This window comes from Jiangella gansuensis DSM 44835 (genome assembly GCF_000515395.1).
GTDB lineage: Bacteria > Actinomycetota > Actinomycetes > Jiangellales > Jiangellaceae > Jiangella > Jiangella gansuensis.
In genome coordinates this window covers 2,572,627-2,595,289 of record NZ_KI911782.1, presented here as the reverse complement: position 1 = coordinate 2,595,289, position 22,663 = coordinate 2,572,627, and the positions used below count along the sequence as shown (strand labels likewise).

Annotated in this window: 22 protein-coding genes; 7 read left to right on the top strand and 15 right to left on the bottom strand. The window is 71.0% G+C overall.

Going from position 1 to position 22,663, the window contains the following annotated elements; translation table 11 throughout:
- Positions 1 to 8: 8 nt before the first annotated feature.
- Positions 9 to 509, top strand: a complete 501-nt coding sequence (locus JIAGA_RS0112515; protein WP_026875926.1) for a beta-class carbonic anhydrase — start codon at positions 9 to 11, stop codon at positions 507 to 509.
- Between the two features lie 107 nt (positions 510 to 616).
- Entirely contained in the window at positions 617 to 1,102 is a 486-nt protein-coding gene (locus JIAGA_RS0112510) for a GNAT family N-acetyltransferase (RefSeq protein WP_157553084.1), read from the top strand.
- 34 nt (positions 1,103 to 1,136) lie between these two features.
- Here the strand turns inward: JIAGA_RS0112510 and mnhG are convergent, their stop codons facing one another.
- From mnhG to JIAGA_RS0112470, 8 genes are all read right to left on the bottom strand, one after another.
- Positions 1,137 to 1,487, bottom strand: a complete 351-nt coding sequence (mnhG, locus tag JIAGA_RS0112505; protein WP_026875924.1) for a monovalent cation/H(+) antiporter subunit G — start codon at positions 1,485 to 1,487, stop codon at positions 1,137 to 1,139.
- Entirely contained in the window at positions 1,484 to 1,756 is a 273-nt protein-coding gene (locus JIAGA_RS0112500) for an MrpF/PhaF family protein (RefSeq protein ID WP_026875923.1), read from the bottom strand. The genes mnhG and JIAGA_RS0112500 overlap by 4 nt, the downstream gene beginning before the upstream one ends.
- Positions 1,753 to 2,328, bottom strand: a complete 576-nt coding sequence (locus tag JIAGA_RS29415; protein ID WP_035812471.1) for a Na+/H+ antiporter subunit E — start codon at positions 2,326 to 2,328, stop codon at positions 1,753 to 1,755. The genes JIAGA_RS0112500 and JIAGA_RS29415 overlap by 4 nt, the downstream gene beginning before the upstream one ends.
- Positions 2,325 to 3,899, bottom strand: coding sequence for a Na+/H+ antiporter subunit D (locus JIAGA_RS0112490; RefSeq protein ID WP_026875922.1), 1,575 nt, complete (start codon positions 3,897 to 3,899; stop codon positions 2,325 to 2,327). Before JIAGA_RS0112490 ends, JIAGA_RS29415 begins: the two co-directional genes overlap by 4 nt.
- Positions 3,896 to 4,387 carry a Na(+)/H(+) antiporter subunit C gene (locus tag JIAGA_RS0112485; protein WP_026875921.1) on the bottom strand — a complete coding sequence of 164 codons (492 nt, stop codon included), beginning with the start codon at positions 4,385 to 4,387 and terminating at the stop codon, positions 3,896 to 3,898. Before JIAGA_RS0112485 ends, JIAGA_RS0112490 begins: the two co-directional genes overlap by 4 nt.
- Complete coding sequence (locus JIAGA_RS29410) at positions 4,384 to 7,293, bottom strand: Na+/H+ antiporter subunit A (protein ID WP_035814096.1); 2,910 nt, start codon at positions 7,291 to 7,293, stop codon at positions 4,384 to 4,386. The genes JIAGA_RS0112485 and JIAGA_RS29410 overlap by 4 nt, the downstream gene beginning before the upstream one ends.
- A gap of 96 nt (positions 7,294 to 7,389) precedes the next feature.
- Positions 7,390 to 7,770, bottom strand: a complete 381-nt coding sequence (locus JIAGA_RS0112475) for a hypothetical protein (RefSeq protein ID WP_157553081.1) — start codon at positions 7,768 to 7,770, stop codon at positions 7,390 to 7,392.
- Between the two features lie 171 nt (positions 7,771 to 7,941).
- Entirely contained in the window at positions 7,942 to 10,077 is a 2,136-nt protein-coding gene (locus tag JIAGA_RS0112470; RefSeq protein ID WP_084469642.1) for a DNA gyrase/topoisomerase IV subunit B, read from the bottom strand.
- 240 nt (positions 10,078 to 10,317) lie between these two features.
- Between JIAGA_RS0112470 and JIAGA_RS0112465 the strand changes: the two genes are divergently transcribed.
- On the top strand, positions 10,318 to 10,536 hold the full coding sequence (locus JIAGA_RS0112465; protein WP_035812468.1) for a DUF7455 domain-containing protein: 219 nt from the start codon (positions 10,318 to 10,320) through the stop codon (positions 10,534 to 10,536).
- Between the two features lie 155 nt (positions 10,537 to 10,691).
- Here JIAGA_RS0112465 and JIAGA_RS0112460 read toward each other — a convergent pair whose 3' ends face one another.
- From JIAGA_RS0112460 to JIAGA_RS0112430, 7 genes are all read right to left on the bottom strand, one after another.
- Positions 10,692 to 11,303 carry a rhomboid family intramembrane serine protease gene (locus JIAGA_RS0112460; RefSeq protein ID WP_026875917.1) on the bottom strand — a complete coding sequence of 204 codons (612 nt, stop codon included), beginning with the start codon at positions 11,301 to 11,303 and terminating at the stop codon, positions 10,692 to 10,694.
- 31 nt (positions 11,304 to 11,334) lie between these two features.
- Positions 11,335 to 11,754 carry a hypothetical protein gene (locus JIAGA_RS0112455; RefSeq protein ID WP_157553078.1) on the bottom strand — a complete coding sequence of 140 codons (420 nt, stop codon included), beginning with the start codon at positions 11,752 to 11,754 and terminating at the stop codon, positions 11,335 to 11,337.
- A 331-nt stretch (positions 11,755 to 12,085) separates the two neighbouring features.
- On the bottom strand, positions 12,086 to 12,856 hold the full coding sequence (locus JIAGA_RS0112450) for an arginase family protein (protein WP_211239632.1): 771 nt from the start codon (positions 12,854 to 12,856) through the stop codon (positions 12,086 to 12,088).
- A gap of 2 nt (positions 12,857 to 12,858) precedes the next feature.
- Complete coding sequence (locus JIAGA_RS0112445) at positions 12,859 to 14,376, bottom strand: RNA polymerase sigma factor (RefSeq protein ID WP_026875914.1); 1,518 nt, start codon at positions 14,374 to 14,376, stop codon at positions 12,859 to 12,861.
- A 152-nt stretch (positions 14,377 to 14,528) separates the two neighbouring features.
- Complete coding sequence (locus JIAGA_RS29405; protein ID WP_051426014.1) at positions 14,529 to 16,133, bottom strand: SpoIIE family protein phosphatase; 1,605 nt, start codon at positions 16,131 to 16,133, stop codon at positions 14,529 to 14,531.
- 7 nt (positions 16,134 to 16,140) lie between these two features.
- The gene (locus tag JIAGA_RS0112435) at positions 16,141 to 16,716 is read right to left on the bottom strand and encodes an HhH-GPD-type base excision DNA repair protein (protein WP_157553072.1); all 576 of its coding nucleotides are present in this window, start codon (positions 16,714 to 16,716) and stop codon (positions 16,141 to 16,143) included.
- A 15-nt stretch (positions 16,717 to 16,731) separates the two neighbouring features.
- Positions 16,732 to 17,142, bottom strand: coding sequence for a universal stress protein (locus JIAGA_RS0112430; RefSeq protein WP_026875912.1), 411 nt, complete (start codon positions 17,140 to 17,142; stop codon positions 16,732 to 16,734).
- Positions 17,143 to 17,344: 202 nt separating this feature from the next.
- Here JIAGA_RS0112430 and JIAGA_RS0112425 point away from each other — a divergent pair, with 202 nt between their 5' ends.
- From JIAGA_RS0112425 to JIAGA_RS29395, 4 genes are all read left to right on the top strand, one after another.
- A complete protein-coding gene (locus JIAGA_RS0112425; protein ID WP_035812467.1) occupies positions 17,345 to 18,700 on the top strand; it encodes a DNA polymerase IV in 1,356 nt (451 codons plus the stop codon).
- Positions 18,701 to 18,862: 162 nt separating this feature from the next.
- Positions 18,863 to 19,552, top strand: coding sequence for a response regulator transcription factor (locus tag JIAGA_RS0112420; RefSeq protein ID WP_026875910.1), 690 nt, complete (start codon positions 18,863 to 18,865; stop codon positions 19,550 to 19,552).
- Complete coding sequence (locus JIAGA_RS29400) at positions 19,549 to 21,165, top strand: sensor histidine kinase (protein WP_211239630.1); 1,617 nt, start codon at positions 19,549 to 19,551, stop codon at positions 21,163 to 21,165. The genes JIAGA_RS0112420 and JIAGA_RS29400 overlap by 4 nt, the downstream gene beginning before the upstream one ends.
- Positions 21,166 to 21,205: 40 nt before the next feature.
- Positions 21,206 to 22,615 (top strand): S1C family serine protease, encoded by a 1,410-nt coding sequence (locus tag JIAGA_RS29395; protein ID WP_211239629.1) that lies wholly within the window; start codon positions 21,206 to 21,208, stop codon positions 22,613 to 22,615.
- Positions 22,616 to 22,663: the final 48 nt, after the last annotated feature.

The following is a 22,663-nucleotide window of genomic DNA, read 5'->3' as shown; positions in this document are numbered from 1 at the left end:
GGAGCGTCATGGAAACCGAGGAGTTCGCCGACGTCCTGGCCGCGAACGGCCACTACGCCGAGCGGTTCGCGCTGGCCGGCCTGGAGCCGGTCGCCGCCCGCGGACTGGCCGTCGTCACCTGCATGGACTCGCGCATCGAGCCGCTGGACATGCTGGGCCTGAAGCCCGGCGACGCCAAGATCCTGCGCAACGCCGGCGCCCGGGTCACCAGCGACGTCCTGCGCACCCTCGCCCTGGCCACCCACCTGCTGGGGGTCACCCGGATCATGGTTGTGGCCCACACCAAGTGCAAGATGGCCAGCGCCACCGCCGACGAGGTCAACGCCGCCATTCAGGACTCCTCCGGCATCGACGTGCGCAGCCTCGACTTCCAGCTCGTCGCGGACCAGCGCGCCACCCTGGCCGCGGACGTGCAGAAGATCCGCTCCTGGCCCTTCCTGTCCCCGGGAGCGCCGGTCGGCGGTTTCATCTACGACGTCGACACCGGCCGGCTCTCCCAGGTCACCTGACCCCAAAATGATCACGTCCACCATGGGTACTCCCGCTCCCCCAGGAATGCTTGCCCGGTGGAGCGGGAGGACGCCCTCGGGTGGCCCTGCCCGTTAGGCTCGGACGCGTGCCGCACCACCTCCGTGCCCCCACCGACGCCGACCTGCCGGCTCTCCTGACGCTGAACAACGACCACGCCCTGGAGCTCTCCGAACTGACGGCCGACGAGTTGCGCGAGCTGCTCAAGATCGCCTGGCGCACTCGGGTCACCGACGACGCCGCGGCCATGGTCATCGCGTTCGATCAGGACACCGTCCGAGACAGCCAGAACTTCTCCTGGTTCAAGCAGCGCTACGACCGGTTCGTGTACATCGACCGCGTCGTGGTGGCGCTGAGCCTGCGCGGCCAGGGCGTCGCCCGCGCGCTGTACGACGACGTCATCTCGGCCGCCCGAGCAGAGAGCCACACCGTCCTCTGCGCCGAGGTGAACCTCGAGCCGCCGAATCCCGTCTCCGACGCGCTGCACGCCGCCATGGGTTTCAGCCCGGTCGGCCAGGCACCGCTCATCGGCACCGACAAGTCCGTGCGCTACTTCACTCGCCCGCTGAGCTGATCACGCGGTCTCGAAGGCCGGTCACCCCACCGGCTCAGCCCTTGCCGACGTCGTCGAGCGCGGGAGTGAGCTCGTCCACGATCAGGGTGTCCTCGCGCACAGTGCCGTGCCGGTAGGCGGCCCGGCCGATCATGTGGGCGGCCACCGGAGCGGTGAGCAGCTGGAACAGCGCCACCGCGAGCAGCATCCCCAGGTCAGTCCAGTCGCGCAGTCGCAACCCGACGCCGACCAGGATCAGCAGCAGCCCCAGAACCTGCGGCTTCGTGCCGGCGTGCATGCGGGCCAGCAGGTCCGGGAAGCGCACCAGGCCGATCGCCGCGATCAGCGACAGCGACGATCCGGCGATCAGGCAGGCCGCGGAGATGACGTCGGCGACGGTGTTCATGCGCGCTCCCCTTTGTCGTCGCGGGCGGCGAACCGGGCCACACTGACGGAACCGACGAAGCCGACCAGTGACAGCACCACGAGGATCGGCAGTGTGGTGGTGTGCTGGTTCAGCGCGGCCTCCAGGCCGAGCCCGGCCACCACGATGGCGATCAGCACGTCCATCGCGACGACCCGGTTGAGCATGGTCGGACCGAGCGTCATCCGCGTCACCACCAGCGCCGCGGCGACGGCGAGCATGGCCGCGCACACCCAGATCACGATGGTCATCGCGCAACTCCTTCCCTCGCGCGCCGATAGGCCGCCAGCTCCTCGTCGGAGGCCAGCGCCTTCACCACCCGTTCCTCCTGGGCCAGGGCGCGGAGGCGAGCCCGTTCGACGTCGGTCTCGTCACGCACCCCCAGCACGTGCAGGAACAGCGTGGACGTCGAGCGACGCACCTCGACGACCAGGCTGCCCGGCACCAGCGACAGGAACTCCGCCGTCAGCGTCAGGTAGAGGTCCGAACGGCTGTACAGGTCGAGCTGGATGACGGCGTTCGTGGGCTGGTGACCGGGACGTAGCGCCTGCCAGGCCACCTGCGTGCTGGCGACGACGAGGTCCGCGGCAAACCTGCCGGCCAGCCGCAACAGCCCGGCGACGCGCACCTTGCCGCCGAACACGATGGGCGGCAACGGGAAGACCGTCACCACGACGAACGCGACCACCGCCCCGGCGACGACGTTCGCGACCGAGACATTGCCCCAGAGCAGCACCCACACCAGCGTCAGCGAGATGAGCATCGGCCATTGGAACCCGCGCCTGCGCTCTGGAACCGGGGCCGGGGTCTCCGGCGAAGTCACGGTGCACCTCCCGGCAGGACGGCTTCGATGTACGGCGTACGTTCACGCAGGTCCGACGCGGCCCGGTCGGTCAGCGCGAACAACGGGCCGGCGAAGACGGTCATGGCGAGCCCGACCGCCAGCAGGGCCGCCGCCGGCCCGGCCAGGGCACCGCGCATCGCAACGGCCGCGACCCGGCCGGCCGGCTCCGGCGAGTCGGTGCGCACCGGCTTGCGGTGCATATCGGTGGTCTCGCGCGGCCCGACGGGGTTCGGCGCCTGCCAGAACGCCCGGTTCCACGCCTTGGCCATCGCGTACAGGGTCAGCAGGCTGGTCACCACGCTGCCGACGACCAGCGCGTAGGCCAGTGGGCTGCCGTTGTCGACACCGGCCTGCATCAGCCCCAGCTTGCCCAGGAAGCCGGAGAAGGGCGGGATGCCGGCCAGGTTCATCGCCGGGACGAAGAACAGCACCGCCAGGACGGGTGACAACCGCGCCAGTCCGCCCAGCCGTTCCAGCGACGTGCTGCCGCCGCGCCGCTCGATCAGGCCGGCGACCAGGAACAGGTTGGTCTGGATGACGATGTGGTGCACGACGTAGTAGATGGCACCGGACAGCCCGGCGTCGCTGGCCAGGGCCACCCCGAACACCATGTAGCCGATGTGGCTGACCAGTGTGAACGACAGCATTCGTTTGATGTCGGACTGTGCGACGGCGCCCAGGATGCCGATGAGCATGGTCAACAGTGCCGCCCACAACAGCAGGTCGCTGAGCGCACTGTCCGGGAACAGCAGCGTCTGGGTGCGGATGATCGCGTACACACCGACCTTGGTCAGCAAGCCCGCGAAGACCGCCGTGACCGGTGCCGGCGCGGTCGGGTAGCTGTCGGGCAGCCAGGCCGACAGCGGAAACACCGCGGCCTTGATGGCGAATGCCGTCAGCAGCATGAGCTGCAGCAGCAGCGAGATGCCGTCGGGCAGCTCGTCCAGTCGGCCCGCCAGATGAGCCAGCCCGACGGAGCCGGTGGCGGCGTACGTCAGCGCGATCGCGGTCAGGAAGATGATCGACGACACCAGGCTGACGACGACGTACGTGGTGCCGGCCCGGATGCGTTCGCCGGTGCCGCCGAGTGTCAGCAGCACATAGCTGGCCGCCAGCAGGATCTCGAACCCGACGTACAGGTTGAACAGGTCGCCGGAGAGGAAGGCGTTCGCGACGCCGGCGACCAGCACCAGGAAGGTCGGGTGGAACACCGACAGCGGGGTGTCCGGGCCGTACTCCACCACCCCCTGGCCCAGCGAGTACACCAGGACGCTCAGGGCCACGATGGCCGAGACCAGCAGCATCAACGCTGACAACCGGTCGGCCACCAGCGAGATGCCCAGCGGGGCATCCCAACCGCCGACCTCCATGACCTGTGGTCCGTCGGTGTCGGCCCGGTACACCAGCACCGCGGCGATGATCACCATCAGCGCGAGCACGACGAGACTGACCACCCGCTGCGCCCGGGCCGAGCGGCCCAGCGCGAACGCGAGGCCGGCGCCGAACAACGGCAGGACGACCGGCAACGGGACGAGAGCGGTCGCGTTCATCGGGCCTCCCCCTCGGGCCCCGCGGATGCCGCCAGGTCGGCACGGCTGGCCGCCTCGGAAGCGTCGTCGGTGCCTTCCTCGTCCATGGTGCCGCCGGCGCTGTCGTCGTAACTGGACGACGCCTCGTCGCGCTCGGCCCGACGCCGGATCAACGCGTCCTCGACGTCGTCCTGGACGTCGTCGTGCTCGTGCAACTGCCACGCCCGGTACGCCATGGCCAGGAGGAACGCCGTCACACCCAGGGTGATGACGATGGCGGTGAGGACCAGCGCCTGCGGCAGCGGGTCGCTCATGTCGTCCACGTCGTTCAGTCCGACGATGGGTGCGCGCCCCGCCGGGCCGGATGCCACCAGGAACAGCGTGTTGACACCGTTGCCGATGAGGATGACGCCGACCAGGACGCGGGTCAGGCTGCGCTCGAGCAACAGGTAGACGCCGGCGGCGAACAGGACACCGACGACAGCCACCAGGGTCAGGTTGGCGCTCATCGCATGCCCTCCACTGCTTCCAGGGACTCGACGTCGTCGTCATCGTCCGTCTGCCGGTCGATGCCGCCACCCAGGCTGCGCAGCACGTCGAGCATCAGCCCGACGACGACGAGGTACACGCCGATGTCGAAGAACAGCGACGTGACGAAGTGCACGTGCCCGACCAGCGGAATCGTGAGATCGACGACGGCGCTCTGCAGGACATCACCGCCCAGCGCGAGCGGCACCAGCCCTGAGCCCGTGGCGATGAACAGGCCGATACCCAGGACCAGGCCGGCGTCGACCGGCGCGGCCTCGTTCAGCTCGTACCGGCCACCCGCGAGGTAGCGCACCATCAGCGCCAGGCCCGCGACCAGGCCGCCGGCGAACCCACCGCCTGGTGAGTTGTGACCGGCGAACAGCAGGTAGATCGAGAACACGATGATGACGTGGAACGCCAGCCGGGTGACCACTTCGAACATGATGGAGCGCCGTTCCGGCGCCAGCGTCACGCCGGCCCGCAGCCACACGTTGCGGTGCGGGCGGCGGCCGTCCATCGGCCGTGTCTGCGGTGGCGCCTTGGCGATCGCCGCCTCCGGCCGCCATCGCCCGGTGCGGCCGGTGATCAGGAAGATCAAGCTGGCCACGCCGGTCGCGGCCACCACCAGCACGGAGATCTCGCCCATGGTGTCCCAGGCGCGGATGTCGACCAGGGTGACGTTGACGATATTGTGCCCTCCGCCGTACGACACTGCGGGCTCGGCGAACCCGTCGGACACCGGGTCGGCGATGCGCGCACCCGACGCCGCCAGCGCCAGCCCGGCCATCACCAGACCGACCGCGCTGCCCAGGGCCAGCCGCCACCAGCGTGAACTGGTCAGTGGCCGGTTGGAGAAGTACAGCGGCATCCGGCGCAGCACCAGCACGAAGATGACCAGGGTCACCGTCTCGACCAGCACCTGCGTCAGCGCCAGGTCCGGAGCGCCGTGCAGGATGAACAGCATGGCCATGCCGTAACCGGTGACGCCGGCCAGCACCACGGCTTTGAGCCGCCGGCGCGACCGCGCGGCCAGCACTGCGGCCACGATCATGATGCCGCCCACGACGGCCTGCGCCGGAGAGTCCCAGGCGTACGCGTCGCCGTCCCAGATCTGTCCCGCCAGCAGCGTGCTGCCCGGCACCAGGACCACGACCAGGAAGATGACCGCCAGGTAGATGGGCAGCGAACCACGCTGGGTGGCACCGGTGACCTCGACCGCCAGCCGGTCGACACCACGCATGATGGCCCGGTAGCCCGACTCCGCGTCGGCGCGGGGTGCGAAGCGCTGCTGCGCCCCGGCCACCACGTCGCGCCACCAGAACAGGGCCAGGCCGAGCAGCAGCGACAGCCCCGACAACATGAGCGGCACATTGACGCCGTGCCACAGGGTCAGTTCCGGCTCGTGCGCACCGGCCGGGAACTGGTTCGCGTACGGCCCCAGCAGCTCCGTCTCCGCCGGGCCGAGCAGCCCGAGCGCGAAGCACGCCAGCGCCAGCGCGACCGGTGCGGCCGCGAACCCGGGGGCCGGCAGCCGGCAGTCGCCGATCGGCGGCACCCCCGGCTTGGTGGCGAACGCGCCCCAGACGAACCGCGCACTGTAGGCGACGGTGAGCGCCGAGCCCACGGTCAGCCCTGCCACCAGAACCCAGCCGGCCGCCGAGCCGATGCCGGTGCCGTCGCCGGTCTCGGCGATGTCGACGAACGCGGCGTACACCGTCTCCTTGGCCACGAACCCGGCCAGCGGTGGCACCGCCGCCATCGAGCCGGCGGCCAGGATCGCCGCCCACATGAGCACTGGTGTCCGCTTGCCGAGCCCGGACAGTTCCCGCAGGTCGCGGGTGCCCGTGCTGCGGTCGACGACGCCGACGACGAGGAAGAGCGACGCTTTGAACAACGCGTGCGCGACCAGCATGGCCACCCCGGCCAGCGCCGCCGCCCGGGTGCCGGCGCCGACCAGCACGATGAGGAAGCCGAGCTGGCTGACCGTGCCGTAGGCGAGCAGGAGCTTGAGGTCGTGCTGGCGCAGCGCCCGCAAGCCGCCCAGCAGCATGGTGGCGACACCCAGGATGAGCAGCAGCGGCCGCCACGGCAACAGTCCGGCGAACGTGGGCGCGAGCAGCGCGACCAGGTAGATGCCGGCCTTCACCATGGCGGCGGCGTGCAGGTAGGCGCTGACGGGCGTGGGTGCGGCCATGGCGCCGGGCAACCAGAAGTGGAAGGGCACCAGCGCGGACTTCGAGATGGCGCCGACCAGCAACAGCACCACGGCCACCGTGACCGCGTCACCGGCCGGCGGGGCGGCCAGCACCTCCGAAGCCCGGTACGTCCCGGCCGATTGGCCGATGATGATGATGCCCACCAGCATGGCCAGCCCGCCCAGCGTGGTCACCATCAGCGCCTGCATGGCCGCGCGCCGGTTCGCCTTGCGCTCCGGGTTGTGGCCGATGAGCAGGTACGACAGGACGGTGGTGAGCTCCCAGAAGATGTACAGCACGATGAGATCGTCGGCGAGCACCAGGCCGAGCATCGCGCCCGCGAAGCCGGTGAGCAGCCCCGAGAAGCGCCAGAGGCCGCCGTCGCCGGGGCGGAAGTAGTAGGCGCAGTACGCCAGCACGAGCGCGCCGACGCCGGTGACCAGCAGCATCATGGCCCAGCTCAGCGTGGTGAGCCGGAACGTCAGCTCCAGGCCCAGCGTCTGGACCCATGCCACCTGTTGTTCGATGGCACCGCCAGCGGGCCCGGCGACCTCGGGTGTCATCGCCACCGCCCAGCCGAATGACGCCGCGGGCACCAAGGCCAGCACCAGGAATGCCCGGCGATGCAGCCAGGCGACCAGGAGCGGCGCGGTGGCCGCGACGACGAGGTGCGCGGCGATCAGGGCCAGCATCATGGGCGACTCACACGGATGGTTAACACAGGATGCCTCCGATAGTGCCGCCTCGCGGGTGGCGAGGTGCACAGTTCGCGGACGTCGACGGTCAGGTCACGTCGCGGCCGGTGGCGCTCGGCCACCGGCGAGCTGTTCGGAGGCCCGCGGAAATGTGCGCTCGACCGGTGTGCGCGTCGCCCAGCTGGCGAGGCTCGGCTCCACGATGAGGGGATCGGCGACGACGGCGGCCAGCGGCCCGACGTCGGTGCCGTCGCCGGACGGCGCGGCGCAGGCGTGCACGTCGGCCGGGGGTTCGCAGGTACGCGGCATCGCGTTCGGTGTGATCTCCGCCGCGGGATGGATGGCCGGCCCGGCCGCGGCACTGCGGAGCACGTCACCGCCGGGTGTCACCAGGGCCGCTGCGAGCACCATCAGCCCGGCGGCGAGAAAGCCCGCGACCAACGAGCGCAGGCGGGCGGGCGATCGTCTCCACACGACCGACCACCCCCGTCCGCTCGAACCGCCGCCTCAACCCTACCGGGCACCCCGACACGGTCGGAAATGATCACGTCAGCGTGAAATCTCACGTTCCACCGGGCCGGGTGCGGCCGGTGAGGGACGGGGAATCCACGTGACGGCTACGGGCGGGTCCCGGGTAGGCCGCCTCTAGACGTCAATGCGGGCCCGATCCAACTGGGCGGCGCCGGCGATGATGAACTCCTTGCGCGGTGCCACCTCGTTGCCCATGAGCAGCTCGAAAACCGCTTCGGCACGCTCGGCGTCGTCGGCGTTGATGCGTCGCAACCGGCGATGCCGCGGGTCCATGGTCGTCTCGGCCAGCTGATCTGGGTTCATTTCGCCGAGACCCTTGTAACGCTGCGGCGTGTCCTTCACCCGAACGCCCCGGCGGGCGAGATCGCGCAACGTGCGGTCCAGGTCGGTGTCGGTGTACGTGTAGATGTACTTGTCCTGGCCCTTCTTCGGGTTGGCCAGCTCGACGCGGTGCAACGGCGGCATCGCCGCGAACAGCCGCCCCGCCTCGACGAACGGGCGCATGTACCGGTAGAAGAGCGTGATCAGCAGGGTGCGGATGTGCGCGCCGTCGACGTCGGCGTCGGTCATCAGGATGACCCGGCCATAGCGGCTCTGCTCGATGTCGAAGGTGCGGCCGCTGCCGGCGCCCAGCACCTGGATGATGGCCGCGCACTCGGCGTTCTTGAGCATGTCGCCGACCGAGGCCTTCTGCACGTTGAGGATCTTGCCCCGGATCGGCAGCAGCGCCTGGTACTCCGCGTCGCGCGCGGAGCGGCCGGTGCCCAGCGCGGAGTCACCCTCGACGATGAACAGCTCGGAGCGTTCCAGGCTGTTCGATCGGCAGTCGACCAGTTTGGTGGGCAGCGCGCTGGTCTCGAGCGCGTTCTTGCGCCGGACGGTCTCCTTGTGCAGCCGCGCAGCCACCCGCGCCTTGGCGGCGGCCACGACCTTCTCCAGCAGCGCCGACGCCTGTGCCTTGTCGTTGCGCTTGGTGGAGGTGAGGACGGCCTTGAGCTCCCGGTCGACCACCCCCGCGACGATGGACCGCACCGCCGCGGTGCCGAGCACCTCCTTCGTCTGGCCCTCGAACTGCGGCTCGTCGAGCCGGACCGTCACCACCGAGGTGAGGCCCTCGAGCACGTCGTCCTTCTCGATCTTGTCGTTCCCCGCTTTGAGCCGCCGGGCGTTGACCTTGACCTGATCGCGCAGCGCCTTGAGCAGGCCCTGCTCGAAGCCGGCCACGTGGGTGCCGCCCTTCGGCGTGGCGACGACGTTGACGAACGACCGGGACACGGTGTCGTAGCCGATGTCCCACCGCAGCGCGACGTCGACCTCACACGTGCGCTCGGTGTCCTTCGAGACCAGCTGGCCGTCGTCGTCCAGCACCGGCACGGTCTCGCGGAACGTCTGCGAACCGGTGAGCCGAAGGACATCGGTGACCGGCGCGCCCGGACTCAGGAACTCGACGAACTCGCTGATGCCGCCGTCGTGCCGGAAGGTCTCCTCCACCGGCTCGTCGCCGCGCTCGTCGCGGATGGTCAGTTGCAGCCCCGGCACCAGGTACGACGTCTGGCGGGCGCGGGAGACGAGGTCCTCCCACGAGTACGCGGCGTCACGCAGGAAGATCTGCCGATCGGCGAAGAACCGCACCCGGGTACCGGTGACCCGCTTGGCGACGCGGCCGACGACGCGCAGCTCGGAATGGTCGGTGAACGGGGCGAACGGCGCGTCCGGCCCCTCACCGTCGTACACGCCCGGCTCGCCGCGCCGGAACGACATGGCGTGCGTCCGGCCGCCCCGGTCGACCTCGACGTCCAGCCGCGCGGACAGGCCGTTGACGACGCTGGCGCCCACACCGTGCAGGCCACCGGAGGCCGCGTACGAACCGCCACCGAACTTGCCGCCCGCGTGCAGCTTGGTGAAGACGACCTCGACGCCGGAGAGGCCGGACTTGGCGTGGGTGTCGACCGGGATGCCGCGGCCGTTGTCGCTGACCTCGGCCGAACCGTCCCCGCGCAGGATGACCTCGACCCGGTCGCAGTACCCGCCCAACGCTTCGTCGACGGCGTTGTCGATGATCTCCCAGAGGCAGTGCATGAGGCCGCGGGAATCGGTGGATCCGATGTACATGCCCGGCCGTTTGCGGACGGCCTCGAGGCCCTCCAGCACCGACAGATGGCGCGCGGTGTAGTCGCCGGCGGTGGTCACGGCATCGGCGCGCTCGGCGGTCACGAGTCGGTTCCCTCCTGAACATGCGGACGAAAACATGCGTTGACAGCGTAAGCCCTGTGCCTGACCTTCCCGCGGTTGCCACGCTGGCCGACGGGTCACGTGCCGCCGCCCGGGCGATCCGGCCACGGATCCGACGTGACGAGCCTCACAGCCGAACCGTTACGCGCAGAGCGAACCGGGCCACACTCGAGATGCGGGAACGCCGGGCGATGGTTTCATGTTGATACGGATGCACCACCACCGAGAGGTGGCACACCGATCAGGAAGGTAGGCGACGTGACGAACACAGCTCTCGCTACCAGCCCGTTGAATGCCGTCGACCGTTGTGACAGCTGCGGCGCGCAGGCGTACATCCGCGTCGTTCTCAGCGAGGGCGATCTCCTCTTCTGCGGCCACCACGGCCGCCGGCACGAGGACAAGCTGCGTCCTATCGCGCTCGAATGGCAGGACGAGACCGGCAAGCTGCACGCCCAGCCCGAACCCGTCACCGACTGAATACTTCCCGCGGCCGGCCGCCTCGACGACGAGGCGGCCGCGCCCGGATTCTTCTTCGCAACGGTGGTCCAGCCGCGCAACGTCGCCGGCGGGCACCGTTCGCGCATCTAGGCGGCGCATCCGTCCCTCAGGGACCGGCAGGAGCTCAGGCACGGTCAGCGGATGGCGTTCGCACCGCCTGAACGAGCCGCGCGGCCGCGCAGCAGGAACGCCATCAGCACCCCGGCCGCGGCGCCGAACAGATGCCCCTGCCAGGAGATGCCCGGCTGCCCCGGCAACACGCCGACCACGATGCCGCCGTACATGAGCACGACGACCACCGCGACGACGATGCTCAGCACTCGCCGGCTCAGCACACCCCAGGCCACCAGGAACGCCGCGTAGCCGTAGACCAGGCCGCTGGCTCCGATGTGCACGGTGTTGGGCGCGGCGACCAGCCAGGTGGCGAAACCGCCGACCAGCGCCACCCCCACGGTGACCGGCCAGAACCGCCGCGTGGTCATCGCGATCAGCCCGCCGAGCACCAGGAACGCACCGGTGTTGGCGATGAGGTGATCGAAGCCGCCATGCAGGAACGGCGAGGCCGGGACACCGATGAGCCCTTCCCCGTCACGTGGCCGGATACCGTACTGGTCGAGGTCGACGCCAGGCAACGCGTCGACGATCTCGCTGGCCCACATGACCAGCACCAGGACGAAGACCGGAACCGTGGCCGCGACGGCCGGCGGCAGCTGGCGCCGCCGCGTGACCTCACCCGAGGACGACATCCCCCCAGTGTAGGCGCCGGCCCCTCCCCCCTCAGCCGCCCGGGAAATGATCACGTCCACCATGGATGTTCCCCCACCACCAGGAATGCTTGCCTGCCGAAGCGGGACAACGCCTAGAAGTGTTGCCGGGGCCGCCGGTGCCACCGTCGACGGCGACCAGGTACGTCGCAGGATCGAACTGCGGATCACCGAAGGTCTCGCGGCGGAATGTGTCGAGATCGTTATGCCACTCCCCCACGCCCGGCACGTCGCGGCGCACCGCCTCGTCGAGTGCACACAACGCCGCCGGATCGACGTCGGCCGCTGATCGGAAGCCAAAGCCGTCGAGCAGCGCGACGTCAGTATCTGCCCGCCGGGTGGATAGTTCGTACACGTGCTCGCGGCGGTCGATGCCGAAGCCGCGGCTGGTCAGCAGGGCCAGCCGGGCGCCGTCGTCGGCGTCGACCTCCACCCGCAGGCCGCGATCGGTGGCGGCCAGGAGGCGTCCAGCAGCGGGCCCGCGACGTGTGCCGTGCATGGCCCCAACAGCGCGAAACACCGCTCGTCCGGTCGGACGAGGACCCGTAGCCGCCCGGCGACCCTGCTGTCATCGTCCTGCGCCACCCATTGATCGGGTGCCACGCGGTCCACCGAGATCATCCGCGAACGCTAGCCTGGGCGGACGGCGCGCCGCACATCATTTCCGGCGAGCTCCGATCCCAGGCGGCACCCACTACCAGGCGTCCTCACGCCGCACCGGGCAAGCATTCATGGTGAGGCGTGAACGCCCATGGTGGACGTGATCATTTCCATGGGAGACGAAGGGCCGCGCGGACGACGTCGGCGGCGGCGTGGCCGTCGTGCCAGGTGCAGGCGAGCCCGACGGCGACCACCCGGCCGGTGTCGAGCACTCGCCGCATCGCGGCCGCCACCTCGGTCAGCGACGGGCCGCCCGGCACCGGGAACAGCAGGCCCGGCACCTGCGCGGAGTCCACGACGTCGAGGTCAATGTGCAGGTAGATGGGCCCGTCGGGCAACACCGACGCGTCCAGGGCGGGGACTGACACTCGCCGCACGGCCGACGACTCGAGGTACTCGCGCTCCGGCGGGTCGAGGTCGCGCGCGTCGACCAGCACGATGCGTTCCTCCGGCACCGCGGCCAGCCGCAGCCGGGTCGCGATGAGCTCCGGTCCGTAGCCGGCCAGGATCCGCACCGGCATGCCGCCGACGTAGCCCGACGCAGACGTCTGCGGCGTCTGGACGTCACCGTGCGCGTCGAACCAGACCACCGACGGAGTCACGCCGGCGCGTTGCAGGCCGGCCACCGTGCCCAGCGACGTCGTGCAGTCGGCCGACTGGACGAGCACCGGCTCCGCTGCCGGCTCGGACCGCGCCGGCGCGACCGCATCCGCGACGACGTCGGCGACCTGGTCGTACAACACGGCCATCCGGTCCCACACCGTGCCGTCCGCCGGCAGCGGTGCCCGCACCGTGGTCGACGCAGGCACCGGGACGTCGAGGTCCGGCCGGTGCTCGTCCAGGTGGTACGGGACGAGCACCCGCTCAGCGACCAACGTCAGTCCAGGTAGTCGCGCAAGACCTGCGACCGGGACGGGTGGCGCAGCTTCGACATCGTCTTCGACTCGATCTGCCGGATCCGCTCACGGGTGACGCCGTAGACCTTGCCGATCTCGTCCAGCGTCTTCGGCTGGCCGTCGGTGAGGCCGAACCGCATCGAGACGACGCCCGCTTCGCGCTCGGACAGCGTGTCGAGCACCGCGTGCAGCTGCTCCTGCAGGAGCGTGAACGAGACGGCCTCGGCCGGCACGATCGCCTCGGAGTCCTCGATGAGGTCACCGAACTCGCTGTCGCCGTCCTCGCCGAGCGGGGTGTGCAGCGAGATGGGCTCGCGGCCGTACTTCTGGACCTCGACCACCTTCTCCGGGGTCATGTCCAGCTCGGTGGCCAGCTCTTCCGGAGTGGGCTCGCGGCCGAGGTCCTGCAGCATCTGCCGCTGCACCCGGGCGAGCTTGTTGATGACCTCGACCATGTGCACCGGGATGCGGATGGTGCGGGCCTGGTCGGCCATGGCGCGGGTGATGGCCTGCCGGATCCACCAGGTGGCGTAGGTGGAGAACTTGAAGCCCTTGGTGTAGTCGAACTTCTCGACCGCACGGATCAGGCCGAGGTTGCCCTCCTGGATGAGGTCGAGGAAGAGCATGCCGCGGCCGGTGTAGCGCTTGGCCAGCGACACCACGAGGCGCAGGTTGGCCTCGAGCAGGTGGTTCTTGGCCCGGCGGCCGTCCTCGGCGATCCACTCCATCTCGCTGCGCAGCTTGGCCGGCATGCTGTCGGTCTCGGTGGCCAGCTTCTCCTCGGCGAACAGGCCGGCCTCGATGCGCTTGGCGAGCTCGACCTCCTCGCCGGCGTTCAGCAGCGGGACCTTGCCGATCTGCTTCAGGTAGTCCTTGACCGGGTCGGCGGTGGCACCGGCGACGGCGACCTGCTGTTCGGGCTCGTCGGTGTCGTCGTCCTCGGACAGGATGAAGCCCTCGTCCTCGCTGCGGGCCTCCTCGGCGGCGAGCTCCTTCGGGTCGGGCTCGCCGTCCGGGCGGGGTACGCCTTGCTCGCCGCCTGGCTGGCCAGGGGTGGCCTTCGCGGCCTTCTTGCGAGAACGAGTCGCCTTCGGGGCCGCCGTCTCGGCTGCCTCCGTCAAGCTGGCGTCGTCCGCCCCGACCTCGGTGCTCGCCTTCTTCACCGCCGTTTTCACAGGTTCATCGCCCTTCTTGGCCGCCGGCACGGACTTCTTCGCTGCAGCCGTCGCTACCGTTCTCGACCGCGTCGACGTGGCGGCAGCGACACGCTTGCGCGGACTGCGCGAGTCCGCGGCTGCTACCTCGACGGTAATACCGGTCGACTTCAAATGCTCGACAACGAAGCGGCTCTCTTTCATCGCCAGGTTGGCGGCCCCGCAGGCCAACCGCACATCTTCCGCGGTGACTGAGCCCGATTTCCGTCCCTGGGACACGAGCTCCTGAACCGGCGGGAGCTCGAGGATCCGGGCGTGCTTGGTGCTGGACGGGCTCGACGACACGTACGACCTCTCGACGTCTCTTGCTTGGGGACAGCTCAGGGCACGAAGCCGCGGCAGCAACACAACATTCTGACACAGCGATCGCTTCCCGTTCATCCCGAGAACTGGCGACTCGCGGACCGATTATCACCGATCGGCCTAGCCTAGACTCATCACCCCGCCCACCGCAGCGCGAGAACCGTCAGATCGTCGGTGGAACTCTCCACGCTCATCCGGTCGACCACGGAGTCGAGCAGCTCTTCCAGGGGTGACCCGCGCAGGTCCTCGAGGCATCGCAGCAGCTGGGCGAAGCCTTCCTCCAGCGACCGGGTGCGTGTCTCGATCAGGCCGTCGGTGAACGCGATGAGGACGTCGCCGGGCCACAAACGCACCGACTGGGTGCCGCGCGGCTCCGTGACCCCGATCGGCGTGGTGCCCGCGCCGGCGTCCACCAGCTCGACGGCGCCCAGCTCGGGCAGCCGGATCAGCGGCAGATGGCCGGCGTCGCCCACCCGGACACTGCCGCGGGCGGGGTCGACCAGCGCGTACACGACGGTGACCATCTCGACGGTGTCGTCCCGCTCGACGAGCCTGTCCAGGCCGCCGAGGACCGCCGCCGGGTCGGGGTCGGTGAGCGCCAGCGCCCGCAGTGCGGCGCGCATCTGGCCCATGGTGCTCGCGGCGGTGACCCCGTGACCCATGACGTCGCCGACGACGATGGCCAGCTCGCCCTCGGTCATGACGAACGCGTCGTACCAGTCGCCGCCGACGGAGTGCTCGTCGGAGCGGCTGCGGGCGGCCAGCTCGATACCGGACACCGTCGGCAGCCGGCTGGGCATCAGTCCCTGGCTGAGGGAGGCGGCAGCGGTGCGCTCCCGCTCGAACAGCCGGGCCCGCGCGAAGGCCAGCGAGCACTGCTGCGCTACGGCGCGCAGGAACCGGCACAGGTCGGAGTCGAACTCCTGCTCATCGGCGAAGGAGAAGCGCACGGCGCCGACGCAGCCGTCCTCGCCGGCCAGCGGCAGCACCGCCCAGGCGCGCTCGTCGGTGCGGCCGAGGAACTCGTCGAACGCGGACTCGCCCGGAGTGGGCAGCGCGGCGGCCCGAGCGCGCTCGCGGCTGCCCAGGAACATCGGCCAGCCGCTGCGCAGCACCTCGGCCGTGGGCGTCACGGAGTCGTGCGGCCACACCGCCACGCCCTCGCCGTCGGCGACACCGGTGGTCAGCGGGTACGGACGCCCGTGCCCGCCGATCAGCGTGACGGCGGTCCGGTACGCCTGGACGTTGCGGCGGCCGATCTCGGCGACGGCGTCGGCGACCTCGCGCACCGTCACTGCCCGCGAGAAAGCGTCGGAGACCTCCAGCAACCGGGCGTTGCGCGCCCGGCTGCGCCGCAGCGAGGAGATGGCGCGCTGGTGGGACGTGTCGTCGACGACGAACATGGCCACCTCGCGGCCACGGCCTTCGTCGACCAGGTACCACGACGAATGCAGGTGATAGGTGTCCGTGCGGCCGGACACGGCGGGCTCGTCGGCCTCCACCGACTCGCCGGTGCGCAGTACCCGCTCGATCATCTCGTCGGTGTGGCTGGCCAGCTCCGGCGGCAGGACCTCGGCGGGCGTGCGGCCGAGGTGGTCGGCGATGCCCTTGCCTGACCGCTCGGCCAGCGCGGCGTTGATGGCCAGGTAGCGATGCTGCTCGTCGAAGACGGCGAATCCCACCGGCGCGTCGACGCCGGCCAGCGCACCGAGCAAGCGCTGGGCGTCCGCCGGGCGCATCGTGCGCTCAGGCCTTCGCCGCGCGCTTGAGCTCGCGCTTCGTGGCTCGGACCCGGGCCAGCGACTCCGCGTCGACGACGTCGGCCACCGAGCGGGTGGAGCCTTCCTCGCCGTATGCGCCGGCGGCCTCGCGCCAGCCCTCCGGCTGGACGCCGAACTGCTTGCCCAGCAGCGCCACCATGATCTTCGCCTTCTGCTCGCCGAACCCCGGCAGCGCCTTGAGCCGCTTGAGCAGCTCGGCGCCGGTGCCGGCGTCGGACCAGATGGCGGCGGCGTCGTTGTCGTAGCGTTCGGCGACGAAGGCGGCCACCTTCTGGATCCGCCCGGCCATGGAGCCGGGGAACCGATGCACGGCTGGGGTGCGCGAGACCAGTTCGGCGAACTGCTCGGGGTCGTGCGCGGCGATGGCCGCAGGGTCCAGCGACGTGGCGCCCAGCCTCGACGCGATCACCGACGGGCCGGAGAACGCCTTCTCCATGGGCACCTGCTGGTCCAGCAGCATGCCGACGAGGAGGGCGAACGGGTCTCGGGCGAGGATCTCGTCAGCCTCGGGGTCACCTGCCAGATACAGCGTGGTCACGATCGGGACACCTTTCGATCAGTCCACGTCCTCTGCCTTGACCGCCAAGACAGGGCACGGTGCGTCCAACAGAATACGCTGGGCATTGCTCCCCAAGATCAGCTTTCCGACCGGGCTGCGCCGCCGCAGACCGATGACGATGAAGTCGGCCGAGTTCTCCTCGGCCACCGCGATGAGATCCTCCGCGACGTCCATGCCCCGGACCAGCTGACGCACCTGCGCCTCGATGCCGGCCTCCTTCAGCTGCCTACTGACGTCGGCGAGCTCGGCGTCGGCGCGGACCGCGTCGTCCTCGTCGAACTCGCGCCCACCCCGGGAAGAGTTCACGACGATGAGACGCGCACCGCGCAGCTTGGCCTCCTCGGCTGCCCGCCGCAGCGCCGCGCGGCCCTCGGCCTTGGGCACGTAGCCCACGACGATCGCGGTCATCGGGTCCTCCTCCACTGCACACCCGTTCTCCAGGTCGCGGCGCAACGCTACCGCAGCCTCGGCCGTCACAGACCACTACACGCGCCCTCGGCGTAGAAGCATGCCTCGGACGTCACACGCGCCCTCGGCGTAGAAGCATGCCTCGGACGTCACACGCGCCCTCGGCGTAGAAGCGTGCCTCGGGCGGTGGCACGATCTGAACATGCGCGTCCTCCACCTCGACCTGGACGCGTTCTTCGCCTCGGTCGAGCAACGCGACAAGCCGTCGCTGCGCGGCCGGCCCGTCATCGTCGGCGGCCTCGGGCCCCGCGGCGTGGTGTCGACGGCGTCCTACGAAGCCCGCCGGTCCGGCGTGCGCTCGGCGATGTCCATGAGCGAGGCGCGCTCTCGCTGCCCGCACGCGGCGTACCTCAGCGGCCGGTTCGGCGTCTACCGGGCGGTCAGCGCTGTGGTCATGGCCACGCTGAAGGAGGCATCTCCCGTGGTCGAGCCGCTCTCGCTGGACGAGGCCTACGTCGACCTGGCCGCCGGGGCGCTCGCCGGCGACGACCCCGACGCGGTGCGCGAGCTGGCGTCGTCCTTGCGAGCGCGCATCCACGAACGCACGGCCGTGACGGCTAGCGTGGGCGTGGCCAGCTCCAAGCTCATGGCCAAGATCGCGTCGGAGCGGGCCAAACCCGACGGCCTGGTGGTCGTCGAACCCGGCTCCGAGCTCGACGTGCTGCATCCGCTGCCGGTGCGCGCGTTGCCCGGGGTCGGTCCGGCCACGGCGGCCCGGCTCACCCGGCTGGGTGTCAAGACCGTCGGCGATCTCGCCCGCATCGCCGAGATCGACCTCGTCGACCTGCTCGGCGAGTCCCACGGGAGGTCACTGCACCGGCTGTCCCTGGCGCAGGACGACCGGCCGGTCAATGCCGAGCGCGAGTCCAAGTCCGTCAGCGTCGAGGACACCTTCGACCGCGACATCACCGACCCGAGCCTGCTCGCGGCGCTGGTGGCGCGGCTGGCCGAGAAGGTGGTCGGGCGGCTCACCGATGCCGGGCTGTCCGGGCGCACCATCACCCTCAAGACCCGCCTGCACGACTTCACGACGCTGTCCCGCTCGGCCACGCTGCCCGCACCCACCGACGACGTCCGGGTCGTCTCCCGGGTCGCCGTGCGCCTGCTGGACGAGATCGACACCACCGGCGGCGTCCGGCTGCTCGGCGTCGGCGTGTCAGGGCTGTCGGACTGGGTGCAGGACGACCTGTTCGCCGCCGATCCAGCGGTTGCGCCGGCGGCGCCGGATGCGGCCTCGCCGGCGGACGACCTGCCACTCACCGGGCCGGCCGGCGCCGTCGAGGAACTCCTGCACGAGCGGCGCCGCTGGGCGGCCGGCATGGACGTCGTGCACGACGAGCACGGCCCGGGCTGGGTCTGGGGCAGCGGTCTGGGCCGCGTCACCGTCCGCTTCGAGACCGCCGACACGCCGCCCGGCCCGGTGCGCACGTTCGCCGCCGACGACCCCGCCCTCTCCCCCGCGCCGGCACCCGTGATCGAAGACCCGCTCGCGACCTGACACCGTCGCCGGTGCAAACGTTGATCTCGGAGTTGTTCGGCCGATGCGAGGCGGAATGTCCGGCAGATGCCCGAACAAGTCCAAGATCAACGCTTGAGGGGCCTCGACAGGACGACGGGCAGTCTCAGGCGATTCTCACCTCGGACGGGCAGACTGGAGGACATGCGAGTACTTGTCGTCGACGACGACCCGGGAGTGCGCGAGTCGTTGCGCCGGTCGCTGGCGTTCAACGGCTACGACGTGCAGCTGGCGACCGACGGCGAGGAAGCGCTGCGGGCGGTGACGGCCGATCCGCCGGACGCGATGGTGCTGGACATCATGATGCCCCGCCTCGACGGCCTGGCCACCTGCCGCGCGCTGCGCGCCGCCGGCAACGACCTGCCCATCCTCATGCTCACGGCCCGTGACGAGGTCTCCGACCGGGTGTCCGGCCTGGACGCCGGCGCGGACGACTACCTGCCGAAACCGTTCGCCCTCGAGGAACTGCTGGCCCGGTTGCGTGCGCTGCTGCGCCGCACCGCGCCCGCCACCGACGCGGTCGAGTCGCGGCAACTGCGCATGGGCGACCTCACGCTGGACCCCGTCACCCGCGACGTCACCCGCGGCGACCGGCCCATCCGGCTCACCCGCACCGAGTTCGCCTTGCTGGAACTGCTGCTGCGGCACCCACGGCAGGTGCTCACCCGCGACCGCATCCTCGAGGAAGTCTGGGGCTACGACTTCCCGACCACGGCCAACTCGCTGGAGGTCTACGTCGGCTACCTGCGGCGCAAGACCGAGGAACAGGGCGAGCCGCGGCTCCTGCACACCGTTCGCGGCGTCGGCTACGTCGCCCGGGAGGATCCGCCGTGAGTGGCGCCCCCAGCTCCTGGCGGGGCCCGTCCGACCAGGCCGACACCGGTACCGCTTCCGGTCCCGCTGACAGCCGGCGCCACGGCGTGCCCACGCCGCCGCGGGTACCACCCGGCCCGGACACCGCCGACACCAACCGTCCCGGCGACACCCCGCCCGACGAGCCCGCCCCAGACGTCGCGACCGGAGCCGCCGACGGCGCCCCACCGCCCCCGCCCGGCCCGGCGATTCCGGGCTTCGCCACCCGGCTCTCGCTACGAGCGCGCATCGGTGCGCTGGCAGCGCTCGGGGTGGGCCTGGCCGTAACGCTCACCGCGCTCGCCGCCTACCTGACGGTGGCCTCCCAGCTGCGCGGGAGTGTCGACTCCAGCCTGCTCGACCGCGCCCGGCAGGCGGTGTCGACGCCGTTCGGCGATCCCGCTCAGCTGGTCCAGCAGCCGGCCGAGGCGTTCCTGGCCGCGGACCTGAAGATCGCCCTGCTGCGCGCCGACGGACGTCCGTTCGCCGCCGACGACCGCAGCACTCCGCCCATGGGCCGCGACGAACTGGAGGTCGCCGAGGGCACCGTGCCGCAGAGCGTCCGTTCCCTCGACCTGGACGGCGAGCCGTACCGCGTGGTGGCCGTCCCGGCCGGGCGCGACCCCGCCGGGCGGCAGTTCGCGCTGGTGCTGGCGCAGCCGACCGCACAGACCGAACAGGTGCTGGATCGGCTGCGGCTGGCGTCGTTCCTGGCCGGTGGCGCCGGCATCGTCCTCGCCACCTGGGCGGGCTTGTCCATCGCCCGGGCAGGCCTGCGCCCGGTCCGGCAGCTCACCGATGCCGCCGAACACGTCGCTGCGACCGGCCAGCTCGAGCCCATCGAGGTCACCGGCAGCAACGACGAGATCGCCCGGCTCGCCGACTCCTTCAATGCGATGCTCGCCGCACTCCGGGAGGCCCGGCTGCGGCAGTCACGGCTGGTGGCCGACGCGGGACACGAGCTGCGTACCCCGCTGACCAGCATGCGCACCAACCTGGACCTGTTGGCACAGAGCGAGGCCAGCGGCGGGCTGGCCCCGGCTGACCGAACCCAGCTCATCAACGACACCCGCGCCCAGGCGGTGGAGCTGTCCCAGCTGGTGGGCGACCTGGTCGAGCTGTCTCGCGAGGACCCACCAGCCGCGTCCCGCGAACGGCTGGACTTCGCCGACGTCGTCCGCGACGCACTGGGCCGGGTACGACGGCGCGCTCCCGGTCTGACGTTCTCGGCCGACCTGCACAGCTGCCCCGTCGACGGCGACGCCACCCAGCTCGGCCGGGCGGCGACGAACCTGCTCGACAACGCCGCCAAGTTCAGCCCGCCGCAAGGTACCGTCACCGTCACCCTCCGCGACGGCGTACTCGACGTGTTCGACGAGGGCCCGGGTATCGCCGAGCAGGATCTGACCAGGGTCTTCGACCGCTTCTACCGCTCGTCGGAGGCGCGTGGGCTGCCTGGGTCCGGGCTCGGGCTGGCGATCGTCAAGGCGGCGGCGGAGCGGCACGGCGGGTCCGTCGAGGCCGGCCGGGGTCCATCCGGCGGCGCCCGGCTGACGATGCGCCTGCCGGTGGCTTCTTCGGTTGCTCTTGACTGAATCTCAGCATGCTCTCAGTCAGTGGGGGCACCGTTGAGCCATGGACGACGTGACCCGTAACCCAGACGAACCGCAGCGTTCGCAGACGTCGACGCTGCCGACGGCGCCGGTGCCGCCGCCTCCCGCGGGCCGGCCCGACGCGACCTCCCACGCACCCACGGCCGCCGGCGCCCCCACGACGGGCGCCTCCACGGGCTGGTCCACACCACAGGGCTCGACCCCGCTCGGCGCCACTGCGTACGGCTCCGCTCCGGCCGGCGCCTCCACCGCCGAGCAGCCGTCGACGTCGGTGTTCGGGACGCAGCCGCCGCCGCACGATCCGTACACCGGCCAGCCGCCGGCAGAGCCCAAGCGCCGCCGCGCTCCGATGCTCCTCGCCGGCGTTGCGCTGGGCGCTGTTCTCGGCGGCGCGGCGGGCGCCGGGGTCGCGACCTACCTGAACGACGACGACGAGACCGCGGCACCGGTCACCCGCAGCGACCTGGGCTCCGGCAACACCGGGGGCGAGGGCTCGGCCAGCCAGACCTCGGACGGCACCGGCGTGCAGGCGGTCGCCGACCAGGTGCTGCCCAGCGTGGTGTCGATCGCGGTCCAGAGCCAGTTCGGGCAGTCCGGCGGCACCGGCATCGTCATCTCCTCCGACGGGGAGATCCTCACCAACAACCACGTGGTCGAAGGCGCCGGCCAGAACGGCACGGTCCAGGTGACGTTCGCCGACGGCACGACGGCCGACGCGGAGGTCGTCGGCACCGACCCGCTCACCGACCTCGCGGTGATCCGTGCCCAGGACGTCTCCGACCTCACCCCCGCGACCCTCGGCAGCTCCGGTGAGCTCGCGGTCGGCGAGCAGGTCGTCGCGATCGGCTCGCCGCTCGGCCTGGACGGCACCGTCACCAGCGGCATCGTCTCGGCGCTGCAGCGGCCGGTCGCGGCCGGCGGCGAGCAGCAGGGTGGCGGCGTCAACTCGGTGTTCGACGCCGTCCAGACCGACGCGCCGATCAACCCGGGCAACTCGGGCGGGCCGCTGGTCAACATGGACGGTGAGGTGGTCGGCATCAACAGCGCGATCATCGCCGGGAACGGCGGCAGCGGCTCCATCGGGCTCGGCTTCGCCATCCCGATCGACCAGGCCAAGCCAATCATCGAGGAGCTCCGCAGCGGCCAGGAGGCCACCCACGCGCAGATCGGCGTCGGCGTGGGCACCCCGCAGGACGGTACCCGCGGCGCACTGATCGCCTCGGTGAACTCCGGCAGCGCCGGTGCGGAGGCCGGCCTGCAGGAAGGCGACATCGTGACCCGGGTCAACGACCGCATCGTCACCGACGCCACGTCGCTGATCGCGGCGGTGCGCTCGTACCGGCCGGGCGACGAGATCACTCTGACCTACCTGCGTGATGGCCAGGAGCAGACCGCGCAGGTCACCCTCGGGAGCGACGCCCAGGGGACCTGACACCACGAGTCGTCCTCGCGGGGGCGCCCCCAGAACTCGGTGCGTGTT

What these genes read in the sequence shown, in the direction of transcription:
- JIAGA_RS0112515 (WP_026875926.1), top strand. Translation starts at nt 9, where the DNA reads ATGGAAACCGAGGAGTTCGCCGACGTCCTGGCCGCGAACGGCCACTAC.
- mnhG (WP_026875924.1), bottom strand. Translation starts at nt 1,487, where the DNA reads ATGAACACCGTCGCCGACGTCATCTCCGCGGCCTGCCTGATCGCCGGA.
- JIAGA_RS0112500 (WP_026875923.1), bottom strand. Translation starts at nt 1,756, where the DNA reads ATGACCATCGTGATCTGGGTGTGCGCGGCCATGCTCGCCGTCGCCGCG.
- JIAGA_RS0112490 (WP_026875922.1), bottom strand. Translation starts at nt 3,899, where the DNA reads ATGAACGCGACCGCTCTCGTCCCGTTGCCGGTCGTCCTGCCGTTGTTC.
- JIAGA_RS0112485 (WP_026875921.1), bottom strand. Translation starts at nt 4,387, where the DNA reads ATGAGCGCCAACCTGACCCTGGTGGCTGTCGTCGGTGTCCTGTTCGCC.
- JIAGA_RS29410 (WP_035814096.1), bottom strand. Translation starts at nt 7,293, where the DNA reads ATGCTGGCCCTGATCGCCGCGCACCTCGTCGTCGCGGCCACCGCGCCG.
- JIAGA_RS0112470 (WP_084469642.1), bottom strand. Translation starts at nt 10,077, where the DNA reads ATGTTTTCGTCCGCATGTTCAGGAGGGAACCGACTCGTGACCGCCGAG.
- JIAGA_RS0112460 (WP_026875917.1), bottom strand. Translation starts at nt 11,303, where the DNA reads ATGTCGTCCTCGGGTGAGGTCACGCGGCGGCGCCAGCTGCCGCCGGCC.
- JIAGA_RS29405 (WP_051426014.1), bottom strand. Translation starts at nt 16,133, where the DNA reads ATGCGCCCGGCGGACGCCCAGCGCTTGCTCGGTGCGCTGGCCGGCGTC.
- JIAGA_RS0112430 (WP_026875912.1), bottom strand. Translation starts at nt 17,142, where the DNA reads ATGACCGCGATCGTCGTGGGCTACGTGCCCAAGGCCGAGGGCCGCGCG.
- JIAGA_RS0112425 (WP_035812467.1), top strand. Translation starts at nt 17,345, where the DNA reads ATGCGCGTCCTCCACCTCGACCTGGACGCGTTCTTCGCCTCGGTCGAG.
- JIAGA_RS0112420 (WP_026875910.1), top strand. Translation starts at nt 18,863, where the DNA reads ATGCGAGTACTTGTCGTCGACGACGACCCGGGAGTGCGCGAGTCGTTG.
- JIAGA_RS29395 (WP_211239629.1), top strand. Translation starts at nt 21,206, where the DNA reads ATGGACGACGTGACCCGTAACCCAGACGAACCGCAGCGTTCGCAGACG.